This window comes from Pelosinus fermentans JBW45 (assembly GCF_000271665.2).
GTDB lineage: Bacteria > Bacillota > Negativicutes > DSM-13327 > DSM-13327 > Pelosinus > Pelosinus baikalensis.
The window spans coordinates 2,210,374-2,235,117 of sequence record NZ_CP010978.1; the positions used below are offsets into that span (position 1 = coordinate 2,210,374).

Annotated in this window: 29 protein-coding genes, 1 other RNA gene and 1 riboswitch; of the genes, 27 read left to right on the top strand and 3 right to left on the bottom strand. The window is 37.1% G+C overall.

Annotation, left to right across the window (positions count from 1 at the left end; translation table 11 throughout):
* Positions 1-81: 81 nt before the first annotated feature.
* The 18 genes from JBW_RS09480 (at position 82) to JBW_RS09555 (ending at position 14,137) form a co-directional block, all read left to right on the top strand.
* Entirely contained in the window at positions 82-762 is a 681-nt protein-coding gene (locus tag JBW_RS09480) for a tRNA (adenine(22)-N(1))-methyltransferase (protein ID WP_235334240.1), read from the top strand.
* Complete coding sequence (locus JBW_RS09485; RefSeq protein ID WP_007954321.1) at positions 753-1,871, top strand: Nif3-like dinuclear metal center hexameric protein; 1,119 nt, start codon at positions 753-755, stop codon at positions 1,869-1,871. Before JBW_RS09480 ends, JBW_RS09485 begins: the two co-directional genes overlap by 10 nt.
* Before the next feature lie 94 nt (positions 1,872-1,965).
* An RNA gene (gene rnpB, locus JBW_RS23885) (RNase P RNA component class A) lies at positions 1,966-2,318 on the top strand.
* A gap of 217 nt (positions 2,319-2,535) precedes the next feature.
* Positions 2,536-2,859, top strand: coding sequence for a thioredoxin (gene trxA, locus JBW_RS09490; RefSeq protein ID WP_007936594.1), 324 nt, complete (start codon positions 2,536-2,538; stop codon positions 2,857-2,859).
* 222 nt (positions 2,860-3,081) lie between these two features.
* Complete coding sequence (gene nirJ2, locus JBW_RS09495) at positions 3,082-4,080, top strand: putative heme d1 biosynthesis radical SAM protein NirJ2 (RefSeq protein ID WP_007954320.1); 999 nt, start codon at positions 3,082-3,084, stop codon at positions 4,078-4,080.
* Between the two features lie 73 nt (positions 4,081-4,153).
* The gene (locus JBW_RS09500) at positions 4,154-5,251 is read left to right on the top strand and encodes a hydrogenase small subunit (RefSeq protein WP_007954319.1); all 1,098 of its coding nucleotides are present in this window, start codon (positions 4,154-4,156) and stop codon (positions 5,249-5,251) included.
* Between the two features lie 27 nt (positions 5,252-5,278).
* The gene (locus JBW_RS09505; protein ID WP_007954318.1) at positions 5,279-7,177 is read left to right on the top strand and encodes a nickel-dependent hydrogenase large subunit; all 1,899 of its coding nucleotides are present in this window, start codon (positions 5,279-5,281) and stop codon (positions 7,175-7,177) included.
* A gap of 26 nt (positions 7,178-7,203) precedes the next feature.
* On the top strand, positions 7,204-7,905 hold the full coding sequence (cybH, locus tag JBW_RS09510) for a Ni/Fe-hydrogenase, b-type cytochrome subunit (protein ID WP_007954317.1): 702 nt from the start codon (positions 7,204-7,206) through the stop codon (positions 7,903-7,905).
* Positions 7,902-8,387, top strand: a complete 486-nt coding sequence (locus tag JBW_RS09515) for a HyaD/HybD family hydrogenase maturation endopeptidase (protein ID WP_007954315.1) — start codon at positions 7,902-7,904, stop codon at positions 8,385-8,387. Before cybH ends, JBW_RS09515 begins: the two co-directional genes overlap by 4 nt.
* Complete coding sequence (locus JBW_RS09520; protein WP_007954314.1) at positions 8,380-8,763, top strand: hydrogenase expression/formation C-terminal domain-containing protein; 384 nt, start codon at positions 8,380-8,382, stop codon at positions 8,761-8,763. The genes JBW_RS09515 and JBW_RS09520 overlap by 8 nt, the downstream gene beginning before the upstream one ends.
* Positions 8,764-8,853: 90 nt before the next feature.
* A complete protein-coding gene (locus tag JBW_RS24005) occupies positions 8,854-9,033 on the top strand; it encodes a DUF1540 domain-containing protein (protein WP_235334174.1) in 180 nt (59 codons plus the stop codon).
* 100 nt (positions 9,034-9,133) lie between these two features.
* Positions 9,134-9,436: a hypothetical protein gene (locus JBW_RS09525; protein WP_007954312.1), complete on the top strand. Its 303-nt coding sequence runs from the start codon at positions 9,134-9,136 to the stop codon at positions 9,434-9,436.
* The gene (gene aroH / locus JBW_RS09530; RefSeq protein WP_007954311.1) at positions 9,384-9,899 is read left to right on the top strand and encodes a chorismate mutase; all 516 of its coding nucleotides are present in this window, start codon (positions 9,384-9,386) and stop codon (positions 9,897-9,899) included. The genes JBW_RS09525 and aroH overlap by 53 nt, the downstream gene beginning before the upstream one ends.
* A 30-nt stretch (positions 9,900-9,929) precedes the next feature.
* Positions 9,930-10,868, top strand: coding sequence for a glycosyltransferase family 2 protein (locus tag JBW_RS09535; RefSeq protein ID WP_007954309.1), 939 nt, complete (start codon positions 9,930-9,932; stop codon positions 10,866-10,868).
* 151 nt (positions 10,869-11,019) lie between these two features.
* Positions 11,020-11,166: riboswitch (cyclic di-AMP (ydaO/yuaA leader) on the top strand.
* Positions 11,167-11,170: 4 nt separating this feature from the next.
* Positions 11,171-11,839, top strand: coding sequence for an NlpC/P60 family protein (locus JBW_RS09540; protein WP_007954307.1), 669 nt, complete (start codon positions 11,171-11,173; stop codon positions 11,837-11,839).
* 291 nt (positions 11,840-12,130) lie between these two features.
* Positions 12,131-12,538: a Fur family transcriptional regulator gene (locus tag JBW_RS09545; RefSeq protein WP_235334175.1), complete on the top strand. Its 408-nt coding sequence runs from the start codon at positions 12,131-12,133 to the stop codon at positions 12,536-12,538.
* 12 nt (positions 12,539-12,550) lie between these two features.
* Positions 12,551-13,279, top strand: a complete 729-nt coding sequence (locus tag JBW_RS09550; protein WP_007954305.1) for a metal ABC transporter ATP-binding protein — start codon at positions 12,551-12,553, stop codon at positions 13,277-13,279.
* 9 nt (positions 13,280-13,288) lie between these two features.
* Positions 13,289-14,137, top strand: coding sequence for a metal ABC transporter permease (locus tag JBW_RS09555; RefSeq protein WP_007954304.1), 849 nt, complete (start codon positions 13,289-13,291; stop codon positions 14,135-14,137).
* Here JBW_RS09555 and JBW_RS09560 read toward each other — a convergent pair.
* Positions 14,114-15,043 (bottom strand): Na/Pi cotransporter family protein, encoded by a 930-nt coding sequence (locus JBW_RS09560; protein WP_007954303.1) that lies wholly within the window; start codon positions 15,041-15,043, stop codon positions 14,114-14,116. The two genes, JBW_RS09555 and JBW_RS09560, sit on opposite strands and share 24 nt — an antisense overlap.
* A 341-nt stretch (positions 15,044-15,384) precedes the next feature.
* Here JBW_RS09560 and yyaC point away from each other — a divergent pair, with 341 nt between their 5' ends.
* Together yyaC and JBW_RS09570 are read left to right on the top strand one after the other, a co-directional pair.
* Positions 15,385-15,945: a spore protease YyaC gene (gene yyaC, locus JBW_RS09565; RefSeq protein WP_007954302.1), complete on the top strand. Its 561-nt coding sequence runs from the start codon at positions 15,385-15,387 to the stop codon at positions 15,943-15,945.
* A 242-nt stretch (positions 15,946-16,187) separates the two neighbouring features.
* On the top strand, positions 16,188-16,679 hold the full coding sequence (locus JBW_RS09570) for a sigma-70 family RNA polymerase sigma factor (protein WP_268747878.1): 492 nt from the start codon (positions 16,188-16,190) through the stop codon (positions 16,677-16,679).
* 11 nt (positions 16,680-16,690) lie between these two features.
* Here the strand turns inward: JBW_RS09570 and JBW_RS09575 are convergent, their stop codons facing one another.
* Positions 16,691-18,244 (bottom strand): recombinase family protein, encoded by a 1,554-nt coding sequence (locus tag JBW_RS09575; RefSeq protein ID WP_007954300.1) that lies wholly within the window; start codon positions 18,242-18,244, stop codon positions 16,691-16,693.
* Positions 18,245-18,462: 218 nt separating this feature from the next.
* On the opposite strand from JBW_RS09575, the gene JBW_RS09580 reads away from it, so the two are divergent.
* The 7 genes from JBW_RS09580 (at position 18,463) to JBW_RS24010 (ending at position 23,087) form a co-directional block, all read left to right on the top strand.
* On the top strand, positions 18,463-19,530 hold the full coding sequence (locus tag JBW_RS09580; RefSeq protein WP_007954298.1) for a hypothetical protein: 1,068 nt from the start codon (positions 18,463-18,465) through the stop codon (positions 19,528-19,530).
* Between the two features lie 259 nt (positions 19,531-19,789).
* Complete coding sequence (locus tag JBW_RS09585) at positions 19,790-19,978, top strand: hypothetical protein (RefSeq protein ID WP_007954297.1); 189 nt, start codon at positions 19,790-19,792, stop codon at positions 19,976-19,978.
* Between the two features lie 251 nt (positions 19,979-20,229).
* Complete coding sequence (locus JBW_RS09590; protein ID WP_007954296.1) at positions 20,230-20,418, top strand: aspartyl-phosphate phosphatase Spo0E family protein; 189 nt, start codon at positions 20,230-20,232, stop codon at positions 20,416-20,418.
* Between the two features lie 142 nt (positions 20,419-20,560).
* A complete protein-coding gene (locus JBW_RS09595) occupies positions 20,561-20,908 on the top strand; it encodes a hypothetical protein (protein ID WP_007954295.1) in 348 nt (115 codons plus the stop codon).
* Between the two features lie 523 nt (positions 20,909-21,431).
* Positions 21,432-21,890 carry an OmpH family outer membrane protein gene (locus JBW_RS09600; RefSeq protein WP_007954294.1) on the top strand — a complete coding sequence of 153 codons (459 nt, stop codon included), beginning with the start codon at positions 21,432-21,434 and terminating at the stop codon, positions 21,888-21,890.
* A gap of 542 nt (positions 21,891-22,432) precedes the next feature.
* Positions 22,433-22,762 carry a hypothetical protein gene (locus JBW_RS09605; RefSeq protein ID WP_007954293.1) on the top strand — a complete coding sequence of 110 codons (330 nt, stop codon included), beginning with the start codon at positions 22,433-22,435 and terminating at the stop codon, positions 22,760-22,762.
* A gap of 118 nt (positions 22,763-22,880) precedes the next feature.
* On the top strand, positions 22,881-23,087 hold the full coding sequence (locus JBW_RS24010) for a sigma factor-like helix-turn-helix DNA-binding protein (RefSeq protein WP_200897013.1): 207 nt from the start codon (positions 22,881-22,883) through the stop codon (positions 23,085-23,087).
* Here JBW_RS24010 and JBW_RS09610 read toward each other — a convergent pair.
* Positions 23,053-24,516, bottom strand: a complete 1,464-nt coding sequence (locus JBW_RS09610; protein WP_082076220.1) for a recombinase family protein — start codon at positions 24,514-24,516, stop codon at positions 23,053-23,055. The two genes, JBW_RS24010 and JBW_RS09610, sit on opposite strands and share 35 nt — an antisense overlap.
* Between the last annotated feature and the right edge of the window lie 228 nt (positions 24,517-24,744).

Here is a 24,744-nt window from a genome sequence, read left to right on the forward strand (position 1 = left end):
TTTATTTTATTTGATTGTTAAATTGAAATTTTAGTATAATAAGAAAAATAATAATAATGAGGTGATTGCAATTTGAGGCTTGTGGGAAGATTAGCTGCATTAGCGGCATGTGTACCTCGAGGGGCTCGTTTAGCTGATATTGGTACGGATCATGCATACCTACCTATTGAATTAGTCGAAAAAGATGTTGTTGTTTCGGCTGTAGCTGGCGATGTTCATAGCGGTCCTTATAAGGCTGCTAAAGAGCACGTGGAAGGCTTATCACTGGAAGGAAAAATTTCTGTACGTTTGGGCAACGGATTAGCAGTGCTTTCACCACTAGAAGTAGATACGGTTGTTATTGCTGGTATGGGTGGACAAACAATTATAGAGATATTAACGAACCATTGTGAAATCGTTAGATCTCTCAAACGTCTAGTATTACAGCCTATGGTGGGAGCGGCAACTGTGCGGCGTTGGTTATGTAAAAACAATTGGTATGTGCTAGAGGAGCGGTTAGTCCAAGAAGAGGGAAGGCTGTATGAAATCATTGTGGCAGAGCAAGGAGATTCTCCTCGTTATGAGCCTGTTATGTACGAAATTGGGCAAAAGCTATGGGATGAAAAGTCCCCGCTGTTAACATTGCATATTGATCAATTGATTTCTCAGACTAAGCGTGTAGTAAGAGAAATGGAATGTAGTAGTAATGCACAAAAAAGCCTTAAATACCATGAATATGTCACGCGATTAAAACAACTGGAGGATAAGCGGCAATGTCTGTAAAGTGTCAGGTAATTATAGAGGCAATGGATAAATTGGCCCCTAGGAGCTTAGCAGAGGATTGGGATAATGTGGGGCTGCTAGTTGGCAGTTCAGCCCAAACAGTTCATAAGATACTAATTACCTTAGATGTAACAAAAGCAGTAGTGGAACAAGCTGTAAAAGACGATATCGACCTAATCATTGCTCACCATCCTGTTATATTTAAGAGCATCTCTGCCATAAGGACGGATTTACCACAGGGGCAAATTTTATCTGCTTTAATAAAAGCAAATATTGGAGTATATGCTGCTCATACGAATCTTGATATCGCCTCAGGAGGTGTGAATGACGTATTGGCAGATGCTTTTCAGTTATGTGATGTACGACCCCTCGCGGATAATTCTAGTGAAAAACTTTGTAAATTAGTAGTATTTGTTCCAGAAACCCATCGAGAAATCGTTGGAGATGCTATAATGGCGGCTGGAGCAGGACATATTGGTAATTATAGTCATTGTAGTTTCGCCACTAATGGCATCGGCACATTTTTGCCTTTAGATGGTTCTAAACCATTTATCGGGCATGCTGGCAAGCTGGAGCATGTACAAGAAAGTCGCTTAGAAACGATTATGCCAGAGCAAATTTACAAATCGGTTGTTAAAGCAATGCTAAAAGTACATCCTTATGAAGAGGTTGCTTATGATGTATACCAGCTGATGAATTCTGGAGAAAAATTAGGACTTGGGCGTGTTGGAAAGCTTGTGAATCCTATCGTGTTTGCAGAGTTTGTTAAACGGGTAAAATATGTGCTGGGAGTATCTGCTGTAAGTGTAGTGGGAGATCAAAATAAGTTGATAAAAAAAGTAGCGGTGTGTGGTGGCGCAGGTGCTAGCTTATTGCATAAGGCTGCATTTGCTGGAGCAGATGTCTTAGTAACAGGAGACGTAAAATATCACGAGGGACAAGATGCTGCTGCCCTTGGAATCGCAATTATTGATGCTGGTCATTTTGCCACAGAGCAACCTGTACTGTCTTATGTAGCAGAATATCTTAGCAAATGTGCTGATGATGCAAAATGGTCTGTGGATATTAAGGTTGACGACATCAATCAAGACGTCTTTCAGATCTATTAAAGATAGTATAAATATATCACATATTATTTGACTAAATGAATAATATGTGATATAATAAATTTCTTGTTAATTGAATGACAAAAATATAGTGTTGTGAGTAGGAAAGATGATCGCGGATGCCCATAAAGCATACGAGGAAAGTCCGAGCTCCATAGGGCAGGGTGCTGGATAACGTCCAGCGAGGGTGACCTTAGGGAAAGTGCCATAGAAATGTAAACCGCCAGCTATGCTGGTAAGGATGGAACGGTGCGGTAAGAGCGCACCAGCAGTCAGGTGACTGGCTGGCTAGGTAAACCCCACCTGGAGCAAGACCAAATAGGGAAGGGATGAAGCTGCCCGCTGAACCTTCCGGGTTGCGTCGCTAGAGCTGTCAGGTAACTGTCAGACTAGATAGATGATCATCACCGTGTAAGCGGTACAGAACTCGGCTTATTGATTACTCACAATTTTATGCAAATGAAACCTTTTCTATTTCCAATATAGAGAAGGTTTTTTTATTTAATGCCATGAAAGAATGATTATTAAAAAGAAATAAAATTGATATGATAAAAAATATCTGATGAGTATTGACTTTTAATTTGATATTTTCTATTATATAAATAAGATAGTAATGAAAATTCAATAATGGTGAATAATAAAATAAAAATATATTGGAGGTTACATAATGAGTGTTTTAAATATTACAAGTGAAAGTGATTTTAAAGAAAAATTATCTCAATCAGGTAAACCTGTACTTGTAGATTTTTGGGCTTCTTGGTGCGGACCATGTAAAATGGTTGCCCCGGAACTTGAAGCTGTTGGATCAGAGTATGAAGGCAAAGCTGTTGTTGTAAAGGTCAATGTGGATGAACAGCAGCAACTGGCTAGTGAATACAATGTTATGGGAATTCCTACTTTGCTTCTCTTTAAAGATGGTGTAGAAGTCAATCGTATTGTAGGGTACCGGCCACGTAAAGATTTAATGGATGCTATTGATAAGGTGATCTAAAGCTTTAGAAGAGGCTTCAAATGGTGAAGTCTCTTTTTTTTTGCAAGCATATCATATATTTAGAAATTTATATTGTCTAAATCTTATTAATTTGCGATAATATGAAGAGGAATAGGATCATCCTATTTATAGCATGCCTAATTCTTATTGCTACTAAGTGTTATGTTTTTTATTGGACAAGTATACTGTATTATAAATTCGTTATCCCGAAAGGAGTTATATATGATTATCTCATGGAATACGACCCAGGTCTGTAATATTAGCTGTCTTCACTGCTATCGTGATGCAGGAAAGAAAAGGCCGGATGAACTAAGTACAGAAGCAGGCAAAAAATTATTAGATGAAATGAAACGTGCTGGCTTTAGAATTATTATTTTAAGTGGTGGCGAGCCTTTAATGCGTCCTGATATTTATGAATTAATTTCTTATGCTAAAAGTATTGGTTTAAGACCAGTGCTTGGTACGAATGGAATCTTAATTACTAAGGAAGTAGCTATAAAACTAAAAGAAGCTGGACTTGGCGCAGCTGGCATCAGCCTAGATAGCTGCGATAAAAATGTTCATGATAAGTTTCGTCAATCTGAAGGAGCTTGGGATAAAACCATTGCGGCGATGAGGGCTTGTCGTGAAGTAGGACTTCCTTTCCAGATTCATACAACTATCACAACTTGGAATGAAAAAGAAGTTACCGATATCACAGATTTAGCTGTTGAAATAGGGGCGATGGCTCACCATATTTTCTTCTTAGTTCCTACTGGCAGAGGAAAAGATATTGAAGATACGACATTAAAAACAGAGCAATATGAAGCTGTATTAACACGGATTTTGGAAAAGCAAAAAGAGGTACCGATTGAACTTAAACCTACCTGTGCTCCTCAGTTTATGCGTATTGCTAAGGAACGTAATATTCCAATGCGCTTTACCAGAGGTTGTTTGGCAGGTACGGCTTATTGTGTGATCCTACCAAATGGCGATGTACAAGCGTGTCCTTATTTACCGATCAAAATTGGTAACGTAAAAGAAACCGATTTTGATGTAATATGGCGTGATAGTGAGATGTTTAATCGATTGAGACATGAGCCACTAAAAGGTGGCTGTGGAACCTGCGGATATGATGGTATATGCGGTGGCTGTAGGGCTCGAGCATATTATTACTATGATGGCGACTATATGGCAGAAGAGCCATGGTGTAATCATGGAGTTCGAGAAGAGAAGAAATAAAACTTTTATCTGCGTTTATTAAGACTTGGCGCATAGGCGCCAAGTCTTCTTGTAAAATGAGAGGGGGATAATTGTGAAAGATGTGGAATCTTTATGGGACTTATTTCAAAGAAGAAATGTAAGCCGGCGAAACTTTTTAAAAACTTGTGTTACGATAACTGGAATTTTAGGGTTATCGCCAAGTCTGATTTCGGATGTGGTGTCTGCAGCAGAGAAGCAGCCACTAGTCCCCGTTATTTGGTTGCATGGACATGAGTGTACGGGCTGTGATGAAGCCTTCATTCGTTCCCAAAGTCCATTTGCATCAGATGTTCTTTTAAATATGATTTCTATGGAGTACATGGATGTTTTAGCTGCTGCTGCAGGTGAGCCGTTAGAGCATCATTTGCAAGAGGTTATGAAGAAATATAATGGTAAGTATTTGTTGGCAGTGGAAGGTGCAGTGCCTTTAAATGATGATGGTATTCATTGTATGGTTGGGGGTAAAACCTTTGTACATAATCTTAAAGAGGTAGCTAAAGGAGCTGCTGCAATTATTGAAGTTGGTTCATGTGCAGCTTGGGGAGGGATTCAGGCTGCAAAGCCAAATCCTACAAAATCCGTATCTGTTAGTGATGTTGTTAGTGGAAAAACCATTATTAAAGTACCGGGATGCCCGCCGATTCCAGAAGTGATTACAGGTGTGATTATGCATTATACGTTATATGGACAGATCCCACCTCTTGATAGTAAAGGGAGGCCTAAACAGTTTTTTGGCAATCGAATTCATGACACTTGCTATCGTCGTCCTTTCTTTGATTCAGGTATGTTTGTGGAAAAGTTTGATGATGCGGCAAGTAAAGCTGGCTGGTGCTTGTATAAGGTAGGGTGCCGTGGACCAGAAACTTACAATTCATGCGGAAATATGCGTTGGTGGAATGGGCTTTCTTATCCGATCCAATCAGGTGCACCTTGTATAGGTTGTTCTGCTAATAATTTTTGGGATAATGATCCCTTTTATAATCGTATGCCCAATATTCCTGTTCCCAATGCAATTGTGAATGCTGATCAAGTCGGAATCGTAGCAGCAGGAGCACTTACGGCTGGAGTGGTTATCCATGGTGCACTTTCTACGATTCAACATAAAAGGCATCATAAAGAAACCCATGAAACAGAAAATGATAATGAATAATGTATATGTATGTGAGGAGGATGCCTTGTGAAACGTGTTGTTGTTGATCCAGTAAATCGAATAGAGGGTCATTTGCGGCTAGAAGTAGTTGTTGATGAAGCTACAGGTAAGGTGCAAGAAGCATTATCTAGTGGTACTGCATGGCGTGGTATTGAATTAATTCTTAAAGATCGAGATCCTAGAGATGCATGGGCCTTTGCTCAACGAATTTGTGGTGTATGCACCACCATCCATTCTTTAAGTTGCTTGCGGGCTGTAGAGGATGCTTTGGGTATCGAAATCCCTAAAAATGCCAACTATATTCGAAATATTATTGAAGCGACGCAAATGGTGCATGACCATATTGTACATTTTTATCATTTGCATGCATTAGACTGGGTTAGTCCTGTAGCAGCTTTAAAAGCAGATCCAGCTGCGACAGCAGCGCTGCAAAATACAGTACTAGAGAAGTATAATCTGAATGTGAAAGGTCCTATTGAATTTGATACAGAAGCATATCCTAAAGAATTTCCTAAGGCTACGACTGTATATTTTCGAAGCATTCAAGATAAAATTAAAAAAATTGTGGATAGTGGTCAATTAGGTATTTTTTCTGCACAGTGGTGGGATCATCCTGATTATGATGTTTTGCCGCCAGAAGTTCATTTGATGGCAGTTTCTCATTACTTAAATATGCTTGATAGACAAAGGGATATCGTTACTTCTCATGTTGTTTTTGGTGGTAAAAATCCTCATCCTCACTATGTAGTTGGCGGTATGCCTTGTTCTATTTCTATGAATGATATGAATGCGCCAATTAATACGGAACGTTTAGCAGTGGTTGATGCATCTATTAATATGACCATTGCTTTGAATAATTATTTTTACATACCCGATGTACTTGCTATTGGTGAGATCTATGTTAAACAGGGTTATGTTGATGGTGGTGGTTTGGCAAAAGAAAGAGTAATTGGCTTTGGTGATTATCCTGATGAAAAATATTCAGGAACTTCCAATGGCGATTTTCATAAAAATTTACTGCTGCGTTCAGATGGAGTGGTAGAAAATTTTGTTCAAGGTGTAGATAAAGCGATATTTTATCCTTTTGAAGCCAAAGATCTTTCCGATCCCGATGTATTAACAGAAGGGGTTGAACATTCTTGGTATGATTACCCTGAAAAAGATAAAGATTTACATCCATGGAACGGTGTGACCAATCCTAACTTTACCGGGCCTAAAGAAGGGAGTAAAACGGATTGGAAGTATCTTGATGAGAATGGTAAATATTCTTGGATAAAGACGCCTAAATGGAGAGGGAAAATGGCTGAGGTTGGACCTCTGTCTCGTTATATTATTGTATACACAAAGGTGAAACAAGGAATTATTACAGAGCCTACTTGGGTAGAAAAAATGATGGTTGATCAAGTAGATGCAGTTTCTAAAATGTTAAATCTACCGCCAGAAAAATGGTTGTTATCCACGGTTGGCCGTACGGCAACAAGAGGATTGGAATCACAAGTAATGGGATATATTAGTAAATATTATCTTGATAAATTAATAAACAATATTAAAGCTGGTGATACTTCCGTTGCGAATACGGATAAATGGGAGCCTAGTACTTGGCCGAAAGAGGCTAGAGGCGTAGGGCTTGTAGAAGCACCTCGTGGTGCATTGAGCCATTGGGTGATTATTAAAGATGGAAAAATTGATAATTATCAAGCTGTTGTACCATCTACGTGGAATGCGTGCCCGAGGGATAGCAAATCTGGTTATGGTGCCTATGAGACAAGTATGATGGATACTAAGGTAAAAATTGCAGATAAACCATTAGAAATCTTAAAAGTTATTCATTCATTTGATCCTTGTCTGGCCTGTGCTACTCATTTATATGATGCTTCTGGGCGCGAGCTAACGGTTGTGCATAGCGATCCTTATTTGAGACTTTAGGAATTGGTAGGTAAGGGGGAAGTATAGTGAAAGTTCGTACTGTAGCAGTTTATTACGTTTTTACCATTTGGACGAGAATCTTTCATTGGTTAATGGTAGGTGCTATTGCGGTTTTATTCTGCACGGGCTTATACATTGGGAATCCTTTTTACATTGGTAGCCAAGGGGTAGAGCCAACTTTTGCGGTTAGTAACTGGGCGTCAATGTCAACCATTCGTTTTATTCATTTTGCTGCAGCTTACATACTGATGGCATCGTTTATATTTCGAGTTTATGGTTTTATCCTTCACAGAGGAGACCGTATGTTACCTAAGCCTTGGACAAAATTATTCTGGACAGGTATGTTAGATATGGGGTTACATTACAGCTTTTTGCGCTCTGAGCATCGTCCTTATCTAAGAAATTCAATGGCGCGTGCAGGATACGGCGGAGTGTATGGTATGATATTTTTGGAAGCTTTCACTGGTTTTGCTATGTATGGGCAGATTGATCCTAATAGCTGGTTATCCAAAATATTTGGACCTCTCAATCATTTGCTTGTGGATGAATATATTGTTCATATGATTCATCATTACGTAGCATGGATGATCATTTTATTTGTAATTATTCATGTGTATATGGCAACAAGAGCTGATATGAGTGAAAAATATGGTGAGATATCGGCAATGTTTTCCGGTGTAAAGTTCTATGATAAAGAGCCTGATGATATAGGAGACCTTAAAAAATGAAACAGATCACGGTTTTGGGGGTTGGTAATATATTAATGCAGGATGAGGGGTTTGGTGTGAGAGTTGTAGAACAGCTTTTAAAACAATACTCCTTTCCTCAAAACGTTCAGATCTTAGATGGTGGCACACTTGGTATGGAGTTGCTAAGGTTTTTAATTGAGACAGATAAATTGATTTTGGTAGATGCGGTGGCTGGAAGTTTACCGCCAGGATCTCTTTATCATTTTCAAAACAATGAGGTTAAAGCATATTTTAAAGAAAAAGTATCCATGCATGAGCTTGGCATTCAAGATGTCTTAGCGATAATGGATGTAATGGAAAAACCTGTACAAGAAATTATGATACTGGGAGTGCAACCATTAACGGTCGATATCGGCTTGGAAATGACGCCTATTGTAGCTAAGAAAGTAGATGAAATAGTAGAACAGATATTGTTAGTGCTTCATGAATGGCAAGTAGAGGTTGTGAAAATTGATGTGTAAGGAAATGAGTCAATCGCCAAAAGCTAGAGCGGTATTGTTTGAAATTTATGGCGCATTGCAGCGTTTTATTGATACCGGTGAAACCTGGAGTATCTTCATTAATAAAATGTCTCTTGTTTCGGAGGAACGACAAGAAATTCGTGATTTTCTTGGGATAGGGCATATTAAGATTGATTTACTAGATAGCGCTGAAGCAGCTGAGTGGATAGAGAGTGGTATTTCAGGGATCTGGTATGGGGTCCATTACGATCAGACGAAGAATCCTATCCTGGAGACGATTGAGATTGGAAGATTTCCTCAGGTAGCTTCTTCGCAAATTGAAGATGTACATAGAAGTTTAAAAAAAATACAACTTGGATTAAACGATAGGGAATGAGAAGCTCATGAAGGCTTTTCGTTCCCTATCTCTTCATTTATATGTTTTTTACATAATGGATAAAGTATAATGCTTTTTTGTATACTAAGATTGAAAAAGAAAGGAGGTGAACTCATGTTAGCTGGTGTAAAATGTACGGTTTCGAATTGTAAATATTGGAAAAACGGTGAACACTGTGATGCCTCTGCAATTGAGGTAAATGTGGATGGTGGGGGCAAAGCCGCTAATCAAAGTGAGCAAACAAACTGTAAAACCTTTTATCAAAAATAATCATAGTCATTGGATAAAACCTGGTATAATCCAGGTTTTATCTTTACTATGGTATACATCTTTCTTAAACTTCATATTAATTATGGAGGGGTGAGGGAGTATGAATATTAAAAATTTGTATGTAGTATATACGAAGGACGATAAAAAAGAAAAGATTAAGATCGAAGATTACCGGATAAATCAGGAAACAGGTCATAATGATCTATTATTCACTATAGGGAATGAAAAGACTTGGGTTGATGCTCACGATGTTGTATTATATAGGGACCAAGGCAGTGTGTTTTGCTGGAAGGATCATCATGAAGGAATGTATATAGAACTAAATGAGACGAATTTGGTATGTCCTGTATGTGGCTGGTGGAAATGCAGCCATTGTGGTTCATGCTATTGTAATAAATCCTAACCTTTGTATAATGTATAGAGGATATAAAGCAGTTTATATAGAATTATTATATAAAAATGTAACAACAGAGAGGATGATAAATTTGTTGCGTGGTATCCGGGGTGCTACAACAGTAGTTAAAAATGAATCCACTGAAATTATTGAAAGAGTAACAGAGCTTTTAACTACGATAGTACAAGCTAATGAATTTGAAATGGAGGATATAGGTGCTGTTATTTTTAGTTCGACTCCAGATATTAATGCTACTTTTCCAGCGATTGCTGCTAGAAATATAGGGTGGACGGAAGTACCATTATTTGGAACGCAAGAAATTGATAGCCCAAATGGTGTCCCTCAGTGTATTCGGGTACTTATATTATTAAATACAGATTTGCCTCAAAAGGACATTAAGCATATTTATTTAAGAGAAGCAGTAGTGCTAAGGCAAGATCTTAAGCAGGAGAGTCATGTATCGGAATCATAAAGGTGAGCAGCTAAGAATCGAGGCGAGAAGATGAAGTCGATCTCAATTGTTGTACCTGTGTTTAATGAAGAAGAGAACATTCAGGTTTTTTATCAAGAAGTTTGCAAATATATGGAGCCTCTACCGTATTGTTTTGAATTGATTTTTGTAGATGATGGATCAAAAGATGCGACTCCTTTCATATTGGAAAGATTAGCTCAGCAAGATCATAGGGTACGAGGTTTGATTATGGCGCGTAATTTTGGACACCAATTGGCTTTAACTTGTGGACTTGATTATGCGGAAGGGGACGGGGTGATTACCATGGATGGGGATATGCAGCATCCGCCGGAAATGTTGCCCCTCTTGCTAACCAGATGGGAAGAGGGATATGAAGTAGTACAAACTATACGAATTAGTACGGAAGGTGTATCCTGGTTTAAAACCCTTACTTCTGCCTTATACTATAAAATAATTAATAAATTATCGAAGGTACATATTCAAGAAGGTGGCTCTGACTTTCGTTTACTAGATAAAGCAGTAGTTCAAAGTTTTCGCCGTTTTAAAGAACGAGCACGCTTTATTCGCGGTATGATTGGAGCCATTGGCTATAAACAGGTTTTAGTAGAATTTGTTGCTCCAAAACGTTATGCAGGGACATCAAAATTTTCTCTAGGTAGGATGATGCATTTTGCTTTAGACGGCATTACATCTTATTCTAAGTTGCCACTTCGTTTCGCCTTTTATATAGGGCTACTTTTCGCCTTGATTAGCTTTAGTGTTACGATGCATGTTATCTATATTAAACTATTTACACTAGAAGCAGTACCAGGCTGGGCAACGATTACAGCTAGTATTTTACTTTTAGGTGGCTTGCAATTACTTGGGTTAGGTATTATTGGTGAATATGTAGGTCGTATATTTGAAGAAGTAAAACAACGTCCTTTATATTTGGTACGGGCAGAATATAAACGGCAGAAGCAGGAATAAAAGAGCTTTTGCTATTTCTTTATATTTAATATGTAATAATGAGAAATAAAATTGTAACCGATGAGTTACATAAAACATAGTATAAAATATGTAAAAAGATGAGATATGTGGCAGGATTTTTTAGAAATAAAGCGAATAATACAAAAGTGCAGTTTTATAAATGCCTAATCAAGGCACAGGACCGGGGGAACCACAGTTTTGGGGTGAAACGTGTAGGGCGACTTTACCATTGCCTGAAAGTAGGGGGATCTCAACCCTAACCCGTCAGCTAACCTCGGAGGCTAGTGAGAGGGGTATGCATATTGACTAAGTTTTTTCGAGTGGTAGTGTTCTTACTAGTTTTAGTAAGTGCAGGAACTGTAACCTGCGCTGCTGCAGCCTATCATCAAGGTGATCAAGGAGACGATATCGCTAACATTCAAGCACAATTGAATGCTCTTGGTTACAATGCTGGTAGTTCTGATGGAGATTTTGGCGAAATGACAGCAAATGCAGTAAGAGATTTTCAAAAAGACAGGGGCTTGGATGCTGATGGAGTAATTGGCATGCAGACATATCGTGCTCTTATGGGCAGAGAAATGCCAGTAAGCCGTGATAGTTCCAGTGCTATCATACGAAGAATCGTACAGACAGCATTGAATTATCAAGGCGTACCGTATGTATTTGGTGGCACGTCACCAAATGGTTTTGATTGTTCGGGCTTTACTCGATATGTATTTGCGCAAGCTGGAGTTTACCTGCCAAGAGCTGCTGATGAACAGTATGGAGTTGGACAGTCTGTATCGTACAGCCGTTTGCAGCCTGGAGATACAGTGTTCTTTACTACGTATGAAGCCGGTGCGTCTCATTCTGGTATTTATGTGGGAAATGGAAAGTTTATTAGTGCTACTTCTAGCCGTGGTGTCGTGATCGATCGATTGGACAGCGGTTATTGGGGAGCACGTTACTTAGGAGCGCGCCGAGTCTTATAATGTGGTTTATAGGAGGCAAAATGCCTCCTTACTTTTATTTATTATTCAAATTAGAAAAATGAAGTACAAGAAGACTAGGTTTTGCCAGATAACTTAGGTTGGTAATCCTGAATTTTTATTATAGTATATAAAATTGGTATGAAATAGGTTATAGTGTCATTAGGTAAGGTAGAACAAATAGGTATTCGACTTTTTGTTTTTCAAATAGATAATAACTATATTTTTTTTGCCGTTCTAATAAGAATCTTATTATTTGTAAAAAAGGGAAAGATATATATGATATATGATGTAATGAAGAAATTAAAGGAAAAAGGTTATCGCATAACACCCCAGCGGCGTATCATTATGGAAAAAATAGTCCAGACTGCAGGTTTATTAACCGCAGATGAAATTTGGAATTTGGTGCGTCAAGAATATAGCGATATAGGCTTAGATACGATTTATCGAAATATTAATATGTTAACAGAGAATGGTGTGCTGATACCGATAACTGGAATGGGGAAAGAACGAACACGTTATGAATTGGCCCATGCGAATCATCATCATCATGTAGTTTGTGTAAAATGTGGTAAAGCCGTTTGTATTGATTACTGTCCAATTGATGAAGAATTTATAAAACTGCTTAGAAAGAGTGGATATGAACTTATTCGTCATAATGTAGAGCTATTAGGTTTATGTTCGAATTGTAAAACTCTGTGAGGAGAATTGATAATGTGTGAAGTGAAACTGTCTGATATTCATTTTTCCTATAATACCAATGTTGCGATCGATAATATATCTCTAACTATTTCACAAGGTGATTTTGTTGCTGTTGTTGGTCCTAATGGAGCAGGAAAGAGTACGATGCTCAAGATTATAGCCGGGCTTATAAAGCCAACAAGAGGACAAGTTCAGATTGGTGGGAAAGATATATTTACAGCAAAGGGACACGGGTTAATTGGTTATGTTCCCCAGAACTATGGAAAAAATGCTCAAGGATTTCCTGCAACAGTAAAAGAAGTTGTTGCTTTAGGTCTAACTTTGGGAGCTGCTGCTGCGAAAAAAAATCATCAGGCTGCTAACCATATTACGACTCACATGATGGAATTGGTAGGTGTAGAGCAGCTGCGTGATCGGCGTATTGGTGAGCTTTCAGGAGGACAGCAGCAAAGAGTTATGGTAGCGATGGCGCTAGCTGCCAATCCACAATTATTGCTCTTAGATGAGCCTACTAGTGGAATAGATTATGACGCTAGTGCCAGAATCTATGAATTATTAGGAACATTAAATAAAAATCTTGGTATTACAATTGTTATGGTATCCCATGATATTGAAAAGGCTGTATCATGGGCAAATAAAGTAGCATGTATTAATCGTAAACTTTGTTTTTTTGGTAGCAGCAAAGAGTTTGATGATACGCATGCCCAAGCACGACATTTGTGGTACTATACAGGGCAGTGAGGCGAAAATATGGAATTTTTTCAATATGACTTTATTCAAAGAGCATTGCTGGCAGGTTTAATTACAGGTATTGTATGTCCATTAATTGGCAGTTTTGTAGTGGTGCGCCGCCAATCTTTGATTGGAGATGGATTAGGGCATATTGCTTTTGCCGGTGTAACAGGTGGATACATGGTAGGGCTGTATCCAGTAGTGGGAGCTTTGATTTTAACGATAGCTGGTGCAGTAGGAATTGAATTAGTTCGTAGAAGGCATACCGAGTTTGCTGATATGGGGTTAGCAATATTTTTTTATGCTGGAGCAGCGATGGCTATTATTTTCAGTACTATGACACGAATGCCAAGTACAGGATTATTAAGTTTTTTATTTGGCAGTATTATTACAGTATCACTAACGGATGTAATAACAATAGCTGGTGCTGGTACTTTAGTCTTAGTTATTGTTTATTTTTTATTTGACAAGCTAATGTTAATGTCTTTAGATGAAGATATTGCAAATGTGGCAGGCATCAATACCGGGATGATTAATATGCTATTTAGCATATTAACAGCGTTGGTTGTAGTTGTTGGTATGACGATAGTTGGAATTTTGCTCGTTAGCGCTTTGATGATCGTACCTGTGGCAACAGCCCATTTATTACGAGTGGGATTTAAGGCAACGATGGGATGGGCAGTAATTTTCTCGATGTTATCTGTATTCATTGGGTTAACATCATCATTCTACCTGGATATTGCTCCAGGCGGTACGATTGTCATGACAGCCATATTATTGTATATTATTATGACAATCATTAGACAATGTATCGCTTTTAAAGAAAGGCGAAAAGAGCAAATATTATCTTCTTTTGGGGATGAGTAGCATTACTAAATTAGCATATTGGTGTATAATGGGAAGCACTGCCAATGAAGAAATAATATTAAAGAGTGTATGAACGATGGCCACTTGTCCAGCAAAATCTGCTGTAAGACTAGTGGCTATTTTTGTGAGCACGCCAGTTATGGGGAAAAAAATAATAACGCCCAATACATTAAGAAGAATATGTGCTACAGCTAAGCGTTTAGCAGCTAAAGAGGCGGTAACTCCAACGATAAAAGATGATAAGCAGGAGCCAATATTATTACCATAGACTACATAAGTGGCTGTCGTTAAGTCGATGATACCATCACTGGCTAATACCATTAAAACTCCAGTAGCTGCGCTGCTAGATTGAAATAAAAGAGTAATAATAATGCCGCCGATAATGCCGTAAAGCGAATTTTCTTGAGATGCTAGTAAATAGTCAATGACAGTTGTAAATTCTGAGATATTGCTTAAGGCTTCTGATAAGATGCTCATACCAATAAACATACTTAATAAGCCTGAGATTGCCATACCAAAATAACGAAACTTCCGGCAAAGGATTGTGAACAGCAAAAAAAATAGAAATAAAGGAATGATGAGTTTTTCTGGCATTGCAATTGTCATTAATTGTACCGTTGAGCATGTGCCAATATTAGCACCTAAGATAATGCCTAAACCTTGATAAAATGATAAATATTGAGCATGAACTAAGCCTATAGTCAATAGAGATACGGCAGTACTGCTTTGCATGAAAGCCGCCGCTAAGGTGCCAACCAATAAGCCGCGTAAAGGTGTACTGGTTAGTTGCCCTAAGAAGGCTTGTAGCTTAGTCCATAATAATTTTTGAAGTCCAAAACGCATGAAAAAAATACCACCTAATAACAAGGTTATACCAATTAAAAGCAAAGCGATCATGACATACATTCCATTACCTCCATCTTGCATTATGCAATATAATGTATGATGATAAATGTAATTATAGAAATAAAGAATTTTTTCATATAAATAAAACCTCTTTGCCAAATTGGAGCAAAGAGGTTTTATTGTATGCGAGTATAGGCTATCAAAGTTGTTTATCTTAGACGGGCACGGGTATTTTATCCGATGACTAAACCGCTCTAAGACTCCCATCTTCTACAAGTGAGAGTTAAGAGCGGATAAGTGTGACTAAGATTCGGTGGAGTTGAAACTCCATCTGAATCAAGTCTTCTTTATGGGGAGTAAGCATAGATATTTATTGATATATTAGAAGAGGAGATCGTAATATGGAAAAAAAAATCGCTGAAAAATTAATTGTGAATGTAAATGATATTGTTGTTTATCCTAAAATGTATCATTATATGGTAAATCTATTAAAACAGCAGGAGGAATTAGAAAATAGAAAAATTATTATCCTTTGCATTGGTTCAGATCGATATATTGGTGATGCCCTTGGTCCTCTAGTAGGATCTTATTTAGTGGAACATACAATATGTACTGTGTACGGAAGTTTAGAGATGCCTGTTCATGCCGGTAATTTAGTAAAAGTGATTCAAAATATAAAAGAACAATATCATCAGCCGATTATTATTGCAGTTGATGCTTGTTTAGGCAAAAATAATGAAATTGGGAATATTGAAATATGGGAGGGCAGCTTAGAGGCTGGTATTGCCGTTGGTAATAAATTGCCATGCATCGGTACTATTTCTATTATTGGAGTGGTCAATGCCAGTGGATATCTAGGCTATTTGGACTTGCAAAGCACCCCTTTGTCTATCGTTATGAAATTAAGTAAATGTATTGGCAAAATGCTGGGGGATGCAGTACATTCCATACAAAATCAATAAGAAAACACAACATTAAATGCTGTTATTCGGGGAAGAGTTTATCCCATAACATATAGATGATTATAAGAATGGTTGCTAGTAGTAGCTGAAGATCTCCAATATACGGTTCCATTATATCACTCTCCTTGTGCGATTATATGCTATATAGTCGTAAGGTGCAAGTCTTACAGAAAATAAAATTAATAGTTGATCTGAAGATATACAAAAATTAACAGGCACAAGAATGACGATTATACCATACAATGAAGCAAGTGATTTGCGGGGGTGAAAAATTGATGTCTTTTTTTATGGCACTGGCGGTTTCTATTGTAAAAAGTCTTTCTGTGCTAGTTTCTTATGTAACCAATAACACATTTCCCTTGCCTCTTTCAGAAAAGGAAGAGCATATACAGCTGGAGCGGCTGAAGAACGGTGACGAAAATGCTAAGAATGTGTTAATTGAACGGAATCTAAGATTAGTAGCTCATATTGTTAAAAAGTTTGACAATACTGGAGAGGATACTGATGATTTAATTTCCATCGGTACAATAGGTCTAATAAAAGCAATTAATACGTTTGATGTTGCTAAAAAAATCCGTTTAGCAACCTATGCAGCGCGGTGTATTGAAAATGAAATATTAATGCATCTAAGAAGCACCCGGCGGACTCGTGCTGAAGTTAGTTTATATGATCCTATCGGCGTAGATAAGGAAGGAAATGAATTAACATTTTATATTTATCGGTATGAGATATAAAGGTTCGGTAATTATCGCGGTAAACGGGGGCGTAAGACCAATGTAAATGTGTCCCCTTTTTGCCATTTTTCTTTTCTGTATGTGGCATGTTCTAAAATTGATTTTAAGAATTTATTCTTTTCTGTAGGGTCATTGGATTTCTCATAGGTTTTTAAAACTTTTTCGATTTTAGGAATAATATTTTTTCTACTTTCTTCCTGTTGGATTTCCTTAGACAATGCAAATGCTGCTTTGTCTAAGTTTTTTTGTACAGTGGTAATTCTTTCCGAGAGCTTAGTTAATCTTTCCAGGTATGTAGCAGCATTATAAATTCCTTTTTCTAAGAGGTCATGTAAGTTATCTTTTTGCTGCTCTAATTCTTTCAGTTCTTTTTTGAGATTTTGATGGACTTTTTCTTTACTATTAACAGTATTACGCTGCTCTTTTGGTATAAAAATATCCCATTGAGTGCGATAGTCATTAAGCCATAGCTGTAAACCTTCGAGCAGTTTTTTCTCAACATATTCAAAGCGGCAGCTTTTATTAATACAATTCCTGTTGTAACACATTAAATGTGGAAACTGCTGATGCTGATAAGGTCGATAAATCATAGAACCGCCACATATATCACATTTAATTAATCCAGCCAGCGGATTCGTAACTCCATTCAGCAATTGATAGGGTGGATGATATTTTTTGGACAACATATCTTGTACCTGCTCGAATTCTTCAAGGGTAATATATGGTTCATGACAATCATATATCCAGATTTGTTCTTCCCTGGGGCGATGCCTAGTTTCTCTGCCAGTGCGCGTTGTAGATTTCTTGGATGCTACTTTTTTCCAGGCGTTTACACCTGCGTAGGCTGGATTTTTTAAAATGGCTAGAACTGATGAAGCAGACCATTTTTTACCTGAATAAGACAGATATCCCCTTTGATTTAGTTCATTAGCGATCTTGTTTGCTCCCATGTCAAGTTGATATGCTTTCCATATTAAGGATGTAGGTTCACATTGTTCTGGATGTTTAATCAAGTATCTCTTACGATCTTTTTTCTCAATAAGGTATCCATATGGCGGAACTGCTCCAAGATAATTGCCTTCTTCGAGTGAGCGAATTCGACCGCCTTGTAAACGCCTGGTAATAATCTTCAACTCTTTGCGGGCCATAAAGGATTCAAACTCTGTGTATTCTTCATCCCATTCATTGTTTAAATCATATATTTTGCGTGGTGTTACAATCTTAGTCTGTGCTTGTTTAAAGGTTTCTATAATTAGGCCTTGATCCTGCATTTTGCCACGACCAAGACGATCAATGTCCATGCAAAAAACAGATTTCCATTTTCCTAATTCAATTTCCTTTAGTAGATTTAACATCTCAGGTCTATGAATGATACTTTCTCCAGAGACAACTTCTTCAAATATTTTGGTGATGGTTATACCGTGTTCTTTAGCTATTTTAAATAATGCTTTTTTGTGCTTGGCAAGTGTTTCACCATCGCCTCTTGCTTCTGCCTCTTGATCTTCTCTCGACTTGCGAAGATAGAAGCAAGAAGGCTCTAGGTCTTTAGTATGCTGATTGCTCAAGTTAGCACCTTCTTTGTTGCCATATGGCTGTTAGTCGATCTTATAAACATATGACATTTGACAGTGATCTAGAATGGAAATATACTTATACCTAGGAAAATCTGATATTAGGGTAGTTGTGTAATTCTCCCCTACGATACGTTGTTAGGGGGGGATTTATTTATAAGCAAGACCGTTTTATACATTGGAATTATACATTACAGATTTGGAGGCACAAGATGAAATATACAATAAAATTAGTTTGGATTACAATGATGATCGTAATCATGGGACATGAATCCATGCCTGTGGCTTATGGAGAAATTAGGATGGATAATATAGAAAGGCTTCCAGAGTGGGAAATGAAGAAGAGCTCCCTTGGTGGTACGCTTCTACTTTCTGATAGTCCTGAAATGGTAGAAAGTGATGGAATTTTGTATCAGGATAAAGTAGAAGGAAGTGTTCGTCTCTTTTTTTATCATGTAAACGCATCAAAGACGGCTAAGAAAATGGAAGTAGTTTTAGAGAACAATGGTAAAGAAGTTGCTCATGTTAATGTAAGTAAATTTAGTTTGGGTGGTCCAGGCTATGCCTGGCTTGCAGTAGGAAAAGAAACACAGATGTCATATTTTACTGGAGGAGCAGCGGAATATCAAATCGATATTCCGCCAGGCGGTGTAATACCCTTAGCAGCAGAAATAAGCGCTACAGCAGTTTTGCCTAATATGTTGATTAACGGTATCTATGACTTCACTGTTGACCGCCAAATCAATGTTAAAGTCATGATGCTGCCTTTATTTGAAGAGAGTGTTACATTTTCTAAAATAGCTCAAGTACTGCCTGCAGACCAGTGGCATTTGCGTGGTACATTTGAAGGAGCAAATCGAAAGCTTTACTCAGTGGATCCTTATAATCCAGTTCTCTATAGAGCTGTGGGGATAACGCTGGCTGATAATGTGATCGATCCTTATTTGCAAGGGATTGACGCTATAGATGGAACAAAGGTCGTCAATTATGGAAATTACGGTGTAGTTTATGAAATTAAACCCCCTGGGAAAAATACTCGGAGAATTTCCTATTATCTTGTACCGCTGGGTGGGTATTATGCTGGTGCTATAGGGATACACCATCCAGAGGTAAATTGGAGTCCTTTAGCAACACCGCGGGAAAAGATTCATTTTGAGGATAATAAATGGAAAGAGTTCTCGTTCTTAGGCACTTATGATAGCAGTGAGTCGTTATCATTTACTTTCAGTCCCCCAGGTGCATCAAACTTACCAGTGAAATTAGTTATTTTGTCGCAATGAGTTTAGTATATCAGGGGTTCTATCGGTTAAACAGAGCGAGTATCATTGCAAGATCCTACAATTAGTTTTTGGAGTTTGACAAAGACACAGCCTTAGCCATTTATTGGAATCGGGCTGTGTCTTTTTGTTCGCTATTTATAATTTGTTTACTCAAAAAATGCATTTATGTAACCAAAAATTGAAAAATGTGATGATAATGACCGTTTATAGGGTCGTCCTTAGGTATCATCCTCATATATATAATCGAGGTGATGATTCTATGGAAGAAAAATATGATGCTACATATTGTCTGGAAAATACGATCGTTCATGTTGTTGCTCCTCCTTCTATGACGATAGCAGAAAAGGAAAGGGTGCTTCGTGAGCTTTATCGTCATGCATGGGATATTTGGAACTCGTTGCCAGTGGAGGAACGGCTGCGAATTAATGCTGAGTATGATAGAAAGTAACCAGCGAGAGCTAATTAAAAAAAATGGCAACATTACGCATCATAGATGGGTATGATAATCCACATTATTTTGATAACTTCTTTAGCTGAAGAATCTTATAATACACCATATGTCCAGTTAGTACATAGACATATTCTATAATCATTGCTATGGACGTCCAAGCAAACACCAATAAGAAACATCGCAAAGCATGAATCTTCCGAATAAAAAAATTCTTTATCGTCAACACTATTATAAAGGATGGTGTTTATATGCCTGAAATAGAAGAAATTTTAAACAAGGTTGAAGAATTAAGAGAAAAATTAAATAAATTGGCTCAAAATAAAAATGAAAAACTTACAGATCCTAAGATCATTGCTGTCAGTAGGGAGCTAGACGTTTTGCTTAATACATATCATAAACTAATGACAAATAAAATGATAAAGTTTAGAAGCAAATAAATTGATTTTACTGAATTTTTTATTTATTAAAGGGAAAAAAACATATTTGCAGAAGTTCTATAAAATAGAATAAAAACCTAAACAATGAAGTCATAAAGATGACTTTTACATAAAGTAAAGAATATTAGGGGGAGAAGAAGACATGGAACATGTAGTTAGCATTGCAAATACCTTAACGTCAATATTTAGTGGATGGCAGAGTAAAAAAGAAGATCATCTCATGGCGTATCTAAATACATATTTATTTTTTCCACAATGTGAAAAATTTATCATTAACAGTATTAATGAGTTACAAAGTGGGAATACAAAAGGATTGGAGCGAATTTATAAAGAGCTAATGCAACAAGGTGATGTCACCTTAGCTCAAAGTGTAGATTCTTTGGTAAGTGGGAAATTTACTGTATCGAAAGAATCATGTATGTTGTTAGAGTCATATGTTAAGAGTGAAACTTTTTATAAAGAGGTAGAGAAAACATTAGTGAATCATTGATGCTAACAGTGATACGAAAGTCGCCTAGATAAAGGTATATAACCTACATAATCGTATCCCTTGCAATAGGAAAAGGCTCCTATCAAATTTTATGAAGATAGGAGCTTTTTGATTGATGAGTTTAAAATCGTTACCCTGAATTTAGTCGATTGTATTCAGAAAATAATTTAATATTTTCACTTATTGTCACCAAATTGTAACAAAAATATTGTATAATTATTTAAGAATAAAATGAGAGGAGTAATTGAATAAAATTCTTGTAAAACTAATTAGTGTTATAGTTGGTATAACATGAGAACAGAAAATATTCTGTAAGGTGAATGACACTTCATTTCGGCGCTCAATATTGCTAAGGCTATTAACCAAATTACTGAAGTTGGCGAGAGACGCTTTGACAAAAACATACATATGGGATATGCACTGATCTATGTAAGTCAGATGATTAATCATTCAGTTACTTATTGACAAATCATCATAAATTATTTAAAAAAAGTCATTCTAATGACGGAAAAGAGGACCAGCGATGAAAATCATCAACAAACAATTGAAAAATATCTTCCTAGGAGCTTTCTTACTCTTGAGCATAGTAACAATTGCTCAACCGAGTACAACGTATGCCGCCTCAAAGAGCAATGTTTCTCAAGTTGGAGTAGTGAATTATCAACTGCTAGTCCAACAGCATCCTGATGCAGCTAAAGCCCAAGAAACAATGAATGCTGCAGTTGTGCAAGCAAAAAGCGATTTAGATTCCAAATCAGTCAATATGAACGACCAAGAGAAACAAGCGTATTATCAACAGCTTCAGCAAGGTCTTGCAATTAAAGAGAAAGAGCTGTTGGGAGCCCTGCAAAATAAAGTAGATGCCGCCATTGCAGCAATTGCTAAAGCTAAAGGTTTAGCAACTATAGTGGATAAAGGCAGTGTTGTTTATGGTGGGCAGGATATAACTGATGATGTAATGAAAAAGATTACAGGTAAATAATGGTGGCTTTTGCGGTTTCACTAATGCCTGATCATAGCTTGCTTAGCGAGTGATGTAAATAGCATGAAAAACAAAGTGCCTATTGCGGTAGAAAAACGCGATAGGCTCTTTGTTTTTTACAAAAAGGATACTCATTATAAATGATGAGTCTAAGTCTACATCATAAACTAGTATTAAAAATGGATTTTTAAAACCCTACTCCTGATGTACAGGGGCACGTTGTAATCAATGTTCAAACGTTGGTGGTCCTGACTCTAGAAGTAATACAAATGTAGATAATCTGTAACAATATTGTTACATTTGTATTGTATAATAAAATTATATAAATGACTAAATTTAGCCCTTAATTTCAGACACAGACTTATAATAGGTATGAGTCAGTTATCGCACTTCATCAAGCTTAGAGCATGAGTCTATGACACATGCATACATCTATCTCATATTTTAATGAGATTAAAGTTGCGAAGGCAGCTGATAGAGTAAATGCTTGAGAAAAAATTAGGTCGTTTATAGATTATACTAATAAATAGGAGTGATTTCTTATGAATAATGTAGTTAAAAAAATGGTTATTTTCTCAATGATAGGCATAATTCAGATTGGCTCTAGCGCATCACTATTAGAAGCTTCACCATTACATAATGAACTAGCTCCGCAGCAACAAGGAGGAGATCGGCATGATCGACATGACCAAGATCAAGATCGTCGTGAACGAGAACGTATTGAAAATGAACGGCATGAACGTGAAATGAAAAGGCGCCCAAATGAAAATGATCGAGAATGGCATGAACGTCAGCGCCACGAAAATAAACGGCATGAAGAAAATCTGAGACGGATTGCTCATGATATTTTAGAGCTAATTCTTGATAAATAAGAATATTTTTATAAACAGATAATATGATAAAGGAAATGAAATTACATTAATTGATGTTTTAGGAACAGCACCTGATGTAGTAGCTGAGGCGGTAGAAACGCAATGTGAACATGAACGATTGAATAAACAAATTAATCGCTTGAGCAGCAGAGAAAAATGGGTATTGGAAATGCGGTTCGGTATGCCTAATGGTAATCGAAAAACTCAGAGAGACATCGCAAGGATGCTGGGAATTTCTCGATCCTATGTCTCGCGAATTGAGAAACATAGGATACTAATGACAAAAAAAATTAATGACCTAGGTACCAATCAAGATGATTCTTAGTTTTTGTTACATAAACAGTATAGTGAAGTTTTAATAAAATATCACGTTTCGTTTGGAATGTAGTATTAGCCATGATCTGGTCAGAGGTTATATTTGATGTTTCTACGAAAAAATTTGTTTTTTTACCCGAGATAGTCGCTAGAGCGGTTGCTGTTGCGACTATCTCTTTTTGTACCTCTTGTAACTCTTTTTCTGCAATGGTGCTATCGATAACATTGTCTCGAAACCAGCGCATAATAGCAGAGCGTTTTTGGGATAACTCGTCATAATAGGAAGTCATACGTTCTATTTGTTTGGTAGTGGTGTCTATTTTTTTTACATTAGGTATATATAATGCAATATCGTGATCATCTTTTATAAAAGAGCATAAAGCTTTCCAAACAGCTTCTTCAATTAAAGAAGCTGGAATATGCATTGTAGTGCACTTATCTGTTTTTAGATACCAATTCTCCATATTTTTATTGCACACATAATATTTATACTCAATCCCTTTTTGCACACGACAAACGCCTGTCATAGAGCGGTTGCAGCACCCGCACTTTATAATACCACGCAGTAAATAGTCGCGTTTGGTATTACGTGTAGCAAGGAATTTATTCTTAGTAAGTACTTTCTGAGCTGCCTCCCATAGCTCCTTTGTTACAATTGCAGGAACTTGTATGGGGATCCACTCTTCTTTGGGACGAGGGATTATTTTTGTTTTGTATTGACTCATTTTCTTTCCATAATGCTTAAAAGACCATTTTGTCCCTGCGTACATTTCATTTATGAGAATTCGATGGATATTTGAAAGGGTAAAAGGCTTATACTTCCGATTTACGATTCCCATACTTTTAAATTCCAGCATAATATCTCGCAGACTGTATTGTTTGTTACCACAGAGATTATACATTAATTTGATGATATTTGCTTCTGCTTCATTAATGATATACATACTATTTTCTTTATCATAATCATAGCCAAAAGCTTTGTCATTAAATACAAGCTTACCAGAAAGAGCTTTTGTTCTTTTTCCTCTCATAGTACGTTCGCGAATCTTTGCTTTTTCAAATGCAGATATGGCACCGCGAATAGAAAAGAAGAGACGTCCTTCAGGAGAGGCATCATAATCATGAGTAATAAAAATCAACTTGGTATCGGCCTTTTCCATCTCATCGGCTAAGAGTAATTGATTGGTAAGATTACGGCTTAATCGATCAGGATCGTAGATTACAATATATTCAATGCGTTTATTTCGTATATCTTCTCGTAAGCGATCTAGAGCGGGACGCTCTAAATATTCGCCGCTATACCCATCATCAATATACTCTTCTATCTGAAGTGCATTCATCGATAGTAAACGGCTGCGGCAAGAAGATACTTGATCTGTTAGTGAATAGCCTTCTACTTGCTCAAGTGTTGAGACTCTGGCATAAATTGCGTTCATCATAACACTCCTATAATTTAAATTTGGGATATGACTTACTAATCCTATTTATATGTACACGATTTTTTTTCTTTTATGAATCTTTATCGTAAGGGAAGAGTGGTTTTAATTAAAGCAGCTACTGAAGGAGAATATTTCAGTAGCTGCTTTATTTTGTTGGTTTACGTTGTTGATAGGGTCTCTTTTGAATTTCTCAAGTAGCTATAGTAATGTTGGAAAAGCCGTAAAGCA